The 12417-nt window shown below is 30.2% G+C and carries 12 protein-coding genes; 7 read left to right on the top strand and 5 right to left on the bottom strand.

Features of this window, described 5'->3' with window-relative positions; all coding sequences use genetic code 11:
- Positions 1-5: 5 nt before the first annotated feature.
- Both JOC70_RS16325 and JOC70_RS16320 read right to left on the bottom strand, forming a co-directional pair.
- Positions 6-464, bottom strand: a complete 459-nt coding sequence (locus JOC70_RS16325; protein WP_204599969.1) for a DUF3231 family protein — start codon at positions 462-464, stop codon at positions 6-8.
- Positions 465-571: 107 nt separating this feature from the next.
- Entirely contained in the window at positions 572-1231 is a 660-nt protein-coding gene (locus tag JOC70_RS16320; protein ID WP_204599968.1) for an SIMPL domain-containing protein, read from the bottom strand.
- A gap of 125 nt (positions 1232-1356) precedes the next feature.
- Between JOC70_RS16320 and JOC70_RS16315 the strand changes: the two genes are divergently transcribed.
- Together JOC70_RS16315 and JOC70_RS16310 are read left to right on the top strand one after the other, a co-directional pair.
- Positions 1357-1824, top strand: a complete 468-nt coding sequence (locus JOC70_RS16315; RefSeq protein WP_204599967.1) for a staygreen family protein — start codon at positions 1357-1359, stop codon at positions 1822-1824.
- 120 nt (positions 1825-1944) lie between these two features.
- Positions 1945-2931, top strand: a complete 987-nt coding sequence (locus JOC70_RS16310) for a diaminopimelate dehydrogenase (protein ID WP_204599966.1) — start codon at positions 1945-1947, stop codon at positions 2929-2931.
- Positions 2932-3095: 164 nt separating this feature from the next.
- On the opposite strand, the gene folK is transcribed toward JOC70_RS16310, so the two are convergent.
- Genes folK through JOC70_RS16295 form a run of 3 tightly spaced genes read right to left on the bottom strand, consistent with a single transcriptional unit; the run spans position 3096 to position 5325 of the window.
- Positions 3096-3944 carry a 2-amino-4-hydroxy-6-hydroxymethyldihydropteridine diphosphokinase gene (gene folK, locus JOC70_RS16305; protein ID WP_204599965.1) on the bottom strand — a complete coding sequence of 283 codons (849 nt, stop codon included), beginning with the start codon at positions 3942-3944 and terminating at the stop codon, positions 3096-3098.
- Between the two features lie 59 nt (positions 3945-4003).
- Positions 4004-4810: a dihydropteroate synthase gene (gene folP / locus JOC70_RS16300; protein WP_204600070.1), complete on the bottom strand. Its 807-nt coding sequence runs from the start codon at positions 4808-4810 to the stop codon at positions 4004-4006.
- Between the two features lie 32 nt (positions 4811-4842).
- Positions 4843-5325: an HD domain-containing protein gene (locus JOC70_RS16295; RefSeq protein WP_204599964.1), complete on the bottom strand. Its 483-nt coding sequence runs from the start codon at positions 5323-5325 to the stop codon at positions 4843-4845.
- 168 nt (positions 5326-5493) lie between these two features.
- On the opposite strand from JOC70_RS16295, the gene JOC70_RS16290 reads away from it, so the two are divergent.
- From JOC70_RS16290 to JOC70_RS16270, 5 genes are all read left to right on the top strand, one after another.
- Positions 5494-6795, top strand: a complete 1302-nt coding sequence (locus JOC70_RS16290) for a bifunctional folylpolyglutamate synthase/dihydrofolate synthase (protein ID WP_204599963.1) — start codon at positions 5494-5496, stop codon at positions 6793-6795.
- Positions 6796-6981: 186 nt separating this feature from the next.
- On the top strand, positions 6982-9177 hold the full coding sequence (locus JOC70_RS16285) for a DNA topoisomerase III (RefSeq protein ID WP_204599962.1): 2196 nt from the start codon (positions 6982-6984) through the stop codon (positions 9175-9177).
- Between the two features lie 142 nt (positions 9178-9319).
- Positions 9320-9484, top strand: coding sequence for a YtxH domain-containing protein (locus tag JOC70_RS16280; protein ID WP_204599961.1), 165 nt, complete (start codon positions 9320-9322; stop codon positions 9482-9484).
- A 177-nt stretch (positions 9485-9661) separates the two neighbouring features.
- Positions 9662-10966: a helix-turn-helix domain-containing protein gene (locus tag JOC70_RS16275; RefSeq protein WP_204599960.1), complete on the top strand. Its 1305-nt coding sequence runs from the start codon at positions 9662-9664 to the stop codon at positions 10964-10966.
- 17 nt (positions 10967-10983) lie between these two features.
- A complete protein-coding gene (locus JOC70_RS16270; protein WP_204599959.1) occupies positions 10984-12240 on the top strand; it encodes a helix-turn-helix domain-containing protein in 1257 nt (418 codons plus the stop codon).
- Positions 12241-12417 lie beyond the last annotated feature (177 nt).

The raw sequence follows: 12417 nt of genomic DNA, 5'->3' as shown, positions 1-12417 counted from the left end.
ACTGGTTACTGAACATCATACCAACCTTTTGAGTTCATTGTCTTAAATAATGTTTCAGCATGACCTTGTTCTTCTTGCTGAATATGCTGAAGTTTTTGTCGTATGTTAGAATCAACGGATTCTAAAACAGCATTATTATAAGAACTTGAAACATGTTTTTCAGTATATAATGCATCATTTAAAAGTTGTGCGTCTGTAAATCCGAGATTTGATTGCACACTTGATGAATCTCCTTGAGGCTTAGTAAAGCTTTTAAATATATTTTGATTATTTACTCCATTTTGAGATAATATTTGTTCAAGTGTAGTTGCATGTTGATGTTCCTTGTTTGCTAGGTCTTGAAACACTTGCTTGATTTGTGGATCTGATGCCATAGAAGCGTATTGTTCATATTTTCTTATGCATAAGTACTCCGCATTTAAATTATCCTCTATTAAAGTTTTTTCCTTATTAGTAAGTGCCATTTCTAAAAAACCCCTTTCAATTTATATTAGTTTCAAAATTATTGTACCCTTTTAAAAGAAATATATTATATAAAATTTGGGGCTCAAAGAAATAATTATGGAAAGTATTAATATTTATAATAAAAAAATGCTTCTATATTTGAAGTTATGGTGATTTGGCCAGGAAGTATAGGGGTTGTAGCAGCGAGGACTTTGAAGTCTGCAACTTCCCGAATATTTTCAGTAGAACTTTGCTCGATAATTTTGTATGGAATTTTAAACATATTCACTTTTAATGTGTTTTCTACTTGTCTTGCCTTATTTACAGCGTTTATTATAGCGAGACTTAATGCTTTGCTATAATATGGCGATGGATTTTCTACAGTAAATTTAATGTTATCTACTCGATTAGCTCCCTTATAGACGGCAGCATCTATAATTTGGCCAACCTTAGGCAAATCTCTAATAGTAACGGATAAAATATTTGTAACTCTATATCCTCTAAATATTTGCTTCCCTTCTATATAATCGTATTGGGGTTCTATATTGTAAGTGAATGTACTGATATCCTGTTTAGGAATATTAAATTTAAGCAATTCATTTATAATAGAAGTAACTTTTATAGCATTTTCTCTTTGTGCTTTTTCTAAATTTATATCTTCTGTTACAACTCCTAAGTTTACAATGGCTATATTGGGTTCTATTTTTATAGTTGCAGTTCCATTGATTTTTAATTCACCTTTTTTTAAACTTTGCGCATTTGTAGAATAAAGGTCGTAATTCATCATAAGACATATATCCTTTCTTTTAATATTATCTATGTTAGTATATTCAATAGTAACAGATTTTTTAACCTTCAATAATATAATATTAGGGGCTTATTTTTTAGCCTAATAATAAAGAAGGTGAAAGGATGGATAAGCTAAATCCCGAAAATTTAATTACTGAATTTGATGATGGAGTCATTAAAAATCAATCAATACTAGGAAGGCATTACACCTATACCCACTTAGATTCTGAAGAAGAAATGCTTTTAAATGTAGCACTTACTTATGCTTATGATAAGATTACATCTGCGCGAGAAGAAATTCTTGTAAGATGGAGGAAGGTAGAGGGAAAGCTTCAGTTATATGCATATGTTTATGTGGATGGAAGATTTAATCCTAAAACTCCAGATGAGAGAAATGAATTTTTCACACGGGAACTTCCATTAGCTCTTCAAGCAATACTATATGGGGACAAGGAATTTTTCGAAGCTCATAATGAATTGTATGATGCACCAGTTTATATACATTTTGACTCTATAATTGAAAACGTTAATCGTATAGAATACTGGGGGATTGTTAAAGACTATAAGCAGATTTATGAAGAGCAGCTCTAAGGTTTTAGAGCTGTTTTTGTGATGATTTTTAAAATTAAATAGTTAAAGTAATAAAAATATAAATTTATTGTACTAAATCAGCATAAATTTTAACATAAGAATTAAATTGGGGGTAACATTGTGGAGAAAATTAAAGTAGGTATTGTAGGGTATGGAAATATAGGGAAAGGTGTTGAATTTGCAATTGGAGAAAATCCTGATATGAAGCTTGAAGTCATATTTACGAGAAGAGATTCTAAAAGTATAGTACCTGAAAATTCTAATACAAATGTAGCTAATATACATGATGCTTATAATTACATAGATAAAATAGATGTAATGATTTTGTGTGGAGGTTCTGCAAAAGATCTTCCCAAGCAGACCCCTAGATTTGCAGAACTTTTTAATACAGTAGATAGTTTTGATACCCATGCTAAAATTTCAGATTACTTTAACGCAGTAAATGAAAAGGCAATAGAAAATAACCACATAAGTATAATATCAGTAGGATGGGATCCAGGATTATTTTCAATGAATAGGCTTTTAGCAGAATCGGTACTTCCTAATGGACAATTTTATACATTTTGGGGCCCTGGAGTAAGTCAAGGACATTCTAATGCTATTCGTGGTATAAAAGGGGTAAAGTATGGAATTGAGTATACTATTCCGATAGAAAATGCTTTAGAAAAGATACGATTAGGAAGTGATATTGTACTTACAGATAGGGAAATGCATTTAAGACAGTGCTATGTAGTTGCAGAATGTGGAGAGGATTTATCTAAAATTGAGAGAGAAATTAAAGCTATACCAAATTATTTTTTAGACTATGATACAAGTGTTTATTTTATAGATGAAGAAGAATTTAAGAAAAATCATTCTAAAATGCCACACGGAGGCTTTGTAATTCATAGAGGAAAGACAGGAAAAGATAGTACGAATCATACAATTGAATTCTCATTGAAGCTTGAAAGTAATCCAGAGTTTACAGCAAACATTCTTGTAGCTTATGCAAGAGCAGCTGTTCGTATGCATAGAGAAGGATTAAAAGGAGCAAAAACAGTATTTGATGTGCCATTATCCTATTTATCATCAAAAGATTCTAAGGATATTAGAGAAGAGCTATTGTAAATTTAAAATAAATAACCTTCCTATTACAGATAATACTGTTTTAAATTTATCAATAAAATTATATTAAAGATGCAATAAAAAGGTTGATTTATATCTATATTCACTACAAATAAATATAAGTAATACAAGTAAGCTAAGACGTGCAAAATTTTTATTTAAAATTACTATCTTAATATATCAATAATTTCATCACCATTTTGTGTTTTAATAGCTTCCTGTTCTAGTTCAATTATTCTTTTATTTAAAATTGGATGCATCATATATGGAGCTATATCGCTAAGAGGCTTTAGTACAAAAAGTCTCTCATGCATTCTAGGATGAGGTATAATTATCTCCTCCAAGGAGGTAATTATATCATCATAGAGCAACACATCTAAATCAATAGTTCTAGGACCCCATCGTACAATTCTTTCTCGTCTTAGTTCTCTTTCAATGTTTAATAAAAATCCAATAAGCTCTCTTGGGGTGAGCAGAGTTTTTATCTCCACAGCACAATTTAGAAAATCATCTTGATCGGTATAGCCCACGGGTTTAGTGGTATAAAAATTAGAGCACTTTATTACTCGTGTTGTTCCTGTATTCATGAACTCTATAGCCTCTTCAAGGTTTTGTTTCTTATTTCCCATGTTAGATCCTAAGCTAATAAAGGCTCTATGCCAAAATCTTTCTATTTCTACCGCAGCGTAATCTATAGGCTTCCCTATAGGTGCCCAAGGTTTTTTAAGGAGTATCTTTACTTTCTCAACAGGTTCATAATTTAACAATATATACTCAGCTAACTTTTCAATACATGTTTCAATCAAATCATATTTTGTTTTTGTAAATTCCTTCTCAACATTATGACATAGCTCTGCATAATTAACGGTTTTTGTAAGATCATCGCTTTTTCCAGCTTCTCTTAAATTAAGCCATAAATCTATAGATATTAAAAATCTTTGGCCCATATTTTTTTCTTCTATATTAACTCCGTGATAGGCATAAACTTCAAGATCTTTTATATACATTTTATCCATAAAATCATCTCCAATGCTAAAAGGTGAAATAACTAAAAGTGATGTAACTATCAAAATATTTAAATCCTGACTATAGCATCTGTCATCATGATGGCACGTTTGTTTTCTAAAACATCATGTACCCTTACAAAATCACAGCCCTTCATAATACCAATAACAGTAGTGGCTACTGTACCCTCAACTCTTTCTTTAGGTGGTAAATTCAATGTATTTCCTATCATTGATTTTCTTGAAGTAGCTAAAAGCACAGGAAATCCAAGAGTAGTTAACTTCTCAAGATTATTCATCACAGCTAAATTTTGCTCATAGGTCTTAGCAAAGCCTATACCTGGGTCAACAATTATATTATGCGGCTTTACTCCAGCCTCTAAAGCTATATCTATAGATTCCTGTAAGTCAGATAATACATCCTTCATCAAATCACTATAATTTGTATTATCTCTATTATGCATGAGGCAGCAGGGTACATTAAGTTTTGCTGCAACCTTTGCCATAAGAGGGTCTTTCTTAAAGCCCCATACATCATTGATTAAGTCAGCACCTTCTTTAACCGCGGCTTCTGCAACCTTTGCCTTATATGTATCTATAGAAATCGGTATGTCAAAATTCAGTTTTAGTGCTCTGATTACCGGCAGCACTCTTTCAATTTCTTCTTCTCCAGATACAATATTATGACCAGGTCTTGTAGATTCTCCGCCGATATCAATGATATCAGCTCCCAGGGAAATCATCTCTTCAGCATGATTCAATGCCTTATCAACGCTATTAAAGCTTCCGCCATCAGAAAAAGAATCTGGTGTTACATTTAGTATTCCCATTATGTAGGTTTTCTTTCCAAGCTCAAAATTCTTGTTACCTATATTAATTACTCTACTCATAAATAAATTTAACTCCTTTACTAGTATTTAATATTGTGGTTTTTCTTTTCCTCGGACCAATTGCAGTCCAAAATTGCTTTGCAGTTAAAACATCCCCTTGACAGCTTATCACTGCGATAAATCAAATAACCTAAGCTTTTTTCATCTGCAGGAGCCTTTCTGTGCATTAATATAGCAGCGATGATTTCTCTAATTTCATTTTCATTAAAGCCACATGCTTTAAGTATATCAGCTGCAAGCTCTGCACTGGCCTCATCATGGGGTATGCCCTTCTCATACTGCATCCATCTGCCAATATCATGAAGCAGGGCAGTAGCATAAATTGTATCCTTGTGTATGTTGATGCTTTTTTCTAAATTAATTATATAGGCTATTCTTGCTACATCAAGAAAGTGCTGCAAATCATGATGACAAAACTCTCTAGTCTTTTCTTTTTCTTCATTCTTAGCCAAATAAATTTTGTAATTTTCATTTTGCAGTATAGCATTTATCTTATCTGCCATATTAATTCCCCCATCCCCAGGTTGATTTAAGTTATGGTATACAATTTTGATATTTAAATTATTATAACATATATACTATCCTAATTTAAGGTTGGGAAAAAGGGTATCGCATGTTAAAATATACTTATTAAGTTTTATTAGAGTTTATCAAAAGAGGGGGATCATAAAATGGACTATAATGAAGTGATGAATTATTATGAAAATTTGGGTTGCAGTAAAATAAATTTAGGACTTGAAAGAATTTCTAAGTTACTTAGGGAATTAGGGAGTCCAGATAAAGGTCAAAAGTATATTCATATTGCTGGCACAAATGGAAAAGGGTCAATTGCAAATTATACATATAATATATTGATGGATGCAGGATACAAAGTAGGTATATATACATCACCGTATTTAATTAAAATGAATGAAGTAATAAAAGCAGGTAGTGAATGTATAAGTGATGATGATTTTGCTCGTATAACTTCTTATGTAAAGAATGTTATTGAATCAAGCCCTAGTTTGAATAAAGAAGGAGTAACTTCTTTTGAAATATTAACTGCTGTTGCTCTTTTATATTTTTATGAAAAAAAGTGTGACTTTGTTATACTTGAAGTTGGATTAGGTGGAAGACTTGATGCAACAAATGTAATTGAAAAGCCTCTAGTTTCAGTAATTAGTAAAATTGGTTATGATCATGTTAATATTTTAGGAAATGAAATAGAAGATATAGCAAGAGAAAAGGCAGGAATAATAAAAGATAATAGTGTAGTAGTTTTATCACCGCAAGATTTTGAAACAGTTCCACCTATAATACAGTCTTACTGTAACAAACATGATGCCAGCTTAAACTGTGTAAATAAAGAAGAAATATTTATTCACAATAATGAAGGTGTATTAGAACAAATATTTGATTATAAGGATATAAAAAATCTTAAAATAAAGCTTTTAGGTAAGCATCAGATAGATAATGCTGCAACTGCTATTGAGGTAATTCTTGCTTTGAAAAAGTACGGATTTAATATAGATGAAACTAACCTAGTTAATGGACTTATTAATACAAGATGGCAATGTAGACTTGAGTTAATTAGTACAGAACCAAAAATTTTTATAGATGGAGCTCATAATGTTGATGGAATCAATACTGTTGCTGAATTTTTTAAGGCAAACTTTAAAGGACAAAAAATTAAGTTTATATTTGGTGTTTTAAAGGATAAAAACTATAAGGAAATGTTAGATAAGATAGCACCTATATCAGAAAGTATATTTACCGTAAGTCCTAAAAATGAAAGAGCCTTGGATGCACAAACATTATCTGAAGTTATTAAGGAGCATAATATTGAAACGAAAGCATGTAGTAGCATAGAAGAAGCCATAGATTTAATTTTATCAGAATCTGTAGATGATTCTATAATTTGTATATGTGGATCATTATATTATGTTGGTGAGGCAAGAAGTTTAATCATGCAAGGTGATTTTGGTATAAAATAAAAAGGATTAATTTGTTTGAAGTTAAACAAAAATAGCGCTAGAATTATAGAGCTATTTTGTTTTTTTGAGCTAATTCTTTTAATATCTTTATCATTGTGATATTATGAAGAACATGAAGTCAGAAATTATAGGGTATAGGTATTATATACAGTACTTATATAACTTAAATAAAGGTGGTTAATATAAATGAGTAAAACATTAGTTTTAGCTGAAAAACCTTCTGTAGGAAGGGATTTAGCTAGAGTTTTAAATTGTAATAAAAAAGGGAATGGATATATAGAAGGAGCAAAGTATATAGTTACGTGGGCATTAGGTCATTTAGTTACCTTAGCTGACCCTGAAGCTTATGATGATAAATATAAATCATGGAAAATTGAAGACTTACCAATGCTTCCTAAGTACTTGAAACTTGTGGTTATAAAACAAACAGGTAAGCAGTTTAATGTTGTTAAAGAACAGCTAAATAGAAAAGATATAAGTGAAATTGTCATAGCTACAGATGCAGGACGTGAAGGAGAATTGGTTGCTAGATGGATAATTGAAAAAGCTCATGTGAAAAAGCCTATAAAAAGATTATGGATTTCTTCAGTTACAGATAAGGCAATCAAGGAAGGTTTCAATAAATTAAGAGATGGTAGAGAATATGAAAATTTATATGCAGCGGCAGAAGCACGTTCAGAGGCAGATTGGGTTGTAGGAATCAATGCTACTCGTGCACTGACTTGTAAATATAATGCACAGCTTTCCTGTGGAAGAGTTCAAACCCCAACTCTCGCTATGATTGGGAAAAGAGAAGAGGAAATTAGAAACTTTAAGCCTAAAACTTATTATAGCATAAATGCACAAGCAGCTACTTTAAAGCTTACTTGGCAAGATAATAGAACTCATGATACAAAGACGTTTAATAAGGACTTTTCTGATAAAGTGCTGCTATCTATAAAAGGAAAAGATGCAGAAATTATAGAAGTAAATAAGCGATTAAAAAAGAGCTTTGCCCCAGGACTTTATGATTTAACTGAACTTCAAAGAGATGCAAATAAAATATTTGGATACTCAGCAAAGGAAACACTGTCTATTATGCAAAGGCTTTATGAAAATTATAAAGTACTTACTTATCCAAGAACGGATTCTAGATATATATCAGCAGATATAGTGGATACTTTAAAGGAAAGAGTTAAGGCATGTGGAGTGGGGCCTTATTCAAAAGCATCTTTGAATATACTTAAAAGTCCAATAAAAGCAAATAAGTCCTTTGTAGATGATAGTAAGGTTTCAGATCACCATGCCATAATACCTACGGAAGAAAGAGCTACATTATCTTCATTAAATGATAGTGAAAGAAAAATATATGATTTGGTTGTAAAAAGATTTTTAAGTGTACTTTATCCTCCTTTTGAGTATGAAGAAACTTCAATAAAAGCTAAAATTGGAGAAGAAGTTTTTACTGCAAAGGGTAAAATAGTTATTTTACAGGGATGGAAAGAGGTTTATGAAAATAACTTTTCAGGAAATGATAGTGAAGAAGATTCCTCAGAACAAATATTACCTAATTTAAATAAGGGAGATGTTTTAAAAGTAATTAAAGTATCTCAAAATCAAGGGGAAACTAAGCCTCCAGCACCATTTAATGAAGGGACCCTATTATCTGCTATGGAAAATCCAGTAAAGTATATGAATACCAATGATAAGGAAATAGCCAAAACTCTTGGAGAAACAGGAGGACTTGGGACTGTAGCTACAAGAGCTGATATTATTGAAAAGTTATTTAATACATTTTTAATTGAAAAAAGAGGTAAGGATATATTTATAACTTCTAAGGGAAGGCAGTTATTAAATTTAGTCCCTGAGGAGTTAAGATCACCTGAGCTTACTGGGCAGTGGGAGCAAAAGCTTGATTATATATCCAAAGGAAAATTAAATAAAAATACATTCATAAATGAAATGAGAAGTTATGCAGAGAAGATTGTTGGTGAAATAAAAAACAGCGAAGAAAAATTTAGGCACGATAATGTTACAGGAAATAAATGCCCACAGTGCGGAAAGCCAATGCTTGAGGTTAATGCTAAAAAGGGTAAAATGCTTGTTTGCCAAGATAGAGAATGTGGATATAGAAAAGGTGTTGCAAGAGTCACTAATGCAAGATGCCCAGAGTGTAAGAAAAAGCTTGAACTTCGTGGCGAAGGAGAAGGACAAATATACGTATGTACAGGTGCTAATTGCAGCTTCAGAGAAAAAGCAAGTCAATTTAAAAAGAGATTTGATAAAGATGGTAAAGCAGATAAAAGAGATGTAAATAATTATATGAAAAAATTAAAAAAAGAAGCAGATGAGCCAATTAACTCAGCATTAGCAGAGGCACTTGCGAAGCTTAAGCTAGAGTAAATTAATATTAAAAAATAAATTAATTGGATAAATAGATTAAAGTATAAATTATTCTCATAATATACCTGTATTTATAGAAGGATAAAAAGCTTAAAATTACACAACATATTTATGTACTACTTTTTAAAAGAGGTGGATAAATATGAAGGGTAAAGTTATTACAGGAATGCTTTTAGGAGCAGCAGTTACAATGATGATGGTTCCAGATATGGATAGAGGAACAAGGAAGAGGCTTAAGAGAGCACAAAGAACAATGAGACATTCAGCAATGGATGCTTATGACAGTATGATGAAATATATGCGATAAAAAATAGAGTGACTGTAAAAGTCACTCTATTTTTTTATAATGTTTCCTAAAATTTAATAATATTTAACAAAATTTAAATGTTTAGATAAAAAATATGTTATAATATATAGAGAATTTGTAAAATTATAAGTTATATTATATCTATTGTTGGAATTATCGGGAAAAGGAAGAGTGACTATGGAAATAATGTCTCTTGGTGAAAAAATAAAAAGAAGAAGAAAAGAATTAGATATGACTCTTAAGGATTTAGCAGGAGCTAGGATTACACCTGGGCAAATAAGTCTTGTAGAGTCGGGGAAGTCAAATCCTAGTATGGATCTTTTAGAATATTTAGCTGAAGCTTTAAAAACTTCTGTGGAATATTTTATGGAATCAGAAGAAACACAAGCTGAAAAGATATGCACATATTTTGAGAATATAGCAGAATCCCAAATATTAAGTGAAAATTTAATATCTGCTGAAGGATATGTAGAAAAAGCTCTTTATTATGCTGATAAATATGAATTAGAATATAGAAAAGCTAAAAATCTATATTTAAGAGGCATAATATACATGATGAAAAAGGATATGGGGTTAGCTCAGCAATGCTTTCTTTCTGCAAATGGTATATTTATAAAGGAAAATAAATATGAAGAAATAGTAAAGACTTTTTTAAATTTAGGTAAAATAACTTTGGAACTTAAATCTTATTATTCTTCTTTTAGTTATTTTCAACAGGCTGAAAAGATATACCATGATAACAATATAGGAAATGATTTTTTACTTGCAGAGATATATTATTATATGGCATATACAAATTTTAAACTTGAAAATATAGACAAGGCTATGGACTATTCATTTCTTGCTAAGGAAAAATTTAGGCAATTGAATAATAAGAAGGAATATGCCAATACTTTGCTTATGATAGCGGAAGAGTACAATAAAAATGGAGATATAAATAATGCTATAAAGTATTCTAAAAAGACCTTGGCATTATTTAATGAAATAAATGATGATATATATGTAGCAGAAATTGAAAATAACCTTGGAAAACTTTTTTGTGAATTTGAAAATATTGAAGAGTCTTTTGTACATTTAAATAAAGCTAAAGAGCTCAGAAAGACTATTCAAGATAGTAGACTTACAGAAACGCTAATAAGTATTTGTGAAAATTACATTAAATTAAAAGATGTAATAAATTCTAAAAAGGCCCTTGAGGAAATAATGGAAAGCATAAAAGATGGTGATCATAAGTCGCTTGTAGAATATTATATTTTAAAATATAGGGTGGATATGCTTCAGGGAGATATTAGAGAAGCTGAAAGTACTATTTTGACAGCGTTAAATTTTGTAAAGAATATGGATTATAAAAAAGAAACGGCAGAAATTGCTATTATGTTAGGAAAGTTTTATATAGATAGTGGTAGGGAAGCTGAAGCTGCACAATATTTAAATGGTGGAGTTGAGATATTTAAAGAGCTAGGTATATTAAAACAGTCTTAAGGAATAGGTGAATGGTTATGGAAATACTGTCTACAGGTGAAAAAATAAGAAGAGCAAGAATATATAAAGGATACACACTAAAATACATTTGTGGGGATAAAATATCAGTATCCAAAATGAGTTGTATTGAGAATGATAAAATTGCTCCAGAGGATTGGGTACTTGAATATTTAGCAGAAAAACTTGATTTAGAAACAGAATATTTAAAAAATGATGTAAAAAGTCAAATAAGAAAAAATATTACTGAACTTTTGAAGAAAAGCATGAAACCAGATGAATATGAAAAGAGTTTAGAATATAATTTATCCTATGCGGAGGAATATAAGTATTTTGATATAGCATTTGATATAATGAATATGTTGTTTACATTTAATTTGGAAAGAAATAAGCTGAAAAAACTTCAGTTGCTTTTACCAAGATATTATGATATGTGCTTAAAAACTAGAGAAGATAAAAATTATTTAATATATTATATGGATTTAGCTAAGTATTTATATAAATCTGAGGAATATGGAGAAGCTGCAGGATATTATAATACAATTAAGAAATCAGCACAAGAATCAGATAACCAGGAACTACTTGGAAAGGCTTTATTTAATGAATGTGATTGCTATATTAGAATAGAAGATTATGAAAAGGCCTATGAGGTAGCAAAGGAATTACCAGCCTTAATAAATTATTTTCAAGATGATTATAAAAAAGCAGGAGTTTATCACCTTTTAGCACTTTTAGAATTGAGACTTCAAGGAGAAAAATTTACGAAATATGAAAAAAAGGCTCTTTCATTTTATGGAGAAAATCAAAGAGCTAAATGCAACGCTTTAAATGATTATGGTATTACTTTAATTAAAATTAATAAAAAAGATGATGGTATAAAATACATAACAAAAGCTCTGAAGGAGTATCCTAAAGATGATAGAATACAGCTTGTAAACTTTATGCTCATGTGCATAAGCGAACTTGTAGATAATAATGTTTTAGAGAAAGCAGAAAAAATCATAGATGAAACTATAAATTATTCTATAGCATTAGATAATGTAAGATTTATAGAAAAGGCATATCATTATAAAGCGGTGATTTTAGGAAGAAAGAAGGAATATGCTTCTATGGAAATGTATATGAATCTTTCTTTGGATGCTCTTATGAGGTTTGGTAATAAGAAGGAAGTTTACAAAAGGTATCTTGAAATGGGAGAGATGTATTATAAGCTTAATAGTATATCAGATGCATTAAAATATTTTAATTTAGCTATAAACTTAGAAAAGAAAATATAAGTACAGTCAATAGTGCGTAGTAAATACCTATTTATCTAGAAAGTTGCCAAAGGGCAACTTTTTTTATTGCAGTAATAGCTTAACAAAATATATATTTTACTAAAATCTAAGCACAATGAAAAAGATACAGCTATAAAGGATAATTATAAAATAGAAAATAATAAGGAATAGGTAGTA

The sequence above is a fragment of the Clostridium pascui genome (assembly GCF_016908015.1).
In the GTDB taxonomy this organism is placed as follows: domain Bacteria; phylum Bacillota; class Clostridia; order Clostridiales; family Clostridiaceae; genus Clostridium_AK; species Clostridium_AK pascui.
The sequence above is the reverse complement of the archived record's forward strand: the minus strand, read 5'-3'. Positions and strand labels throughout refer to the sequence as shown.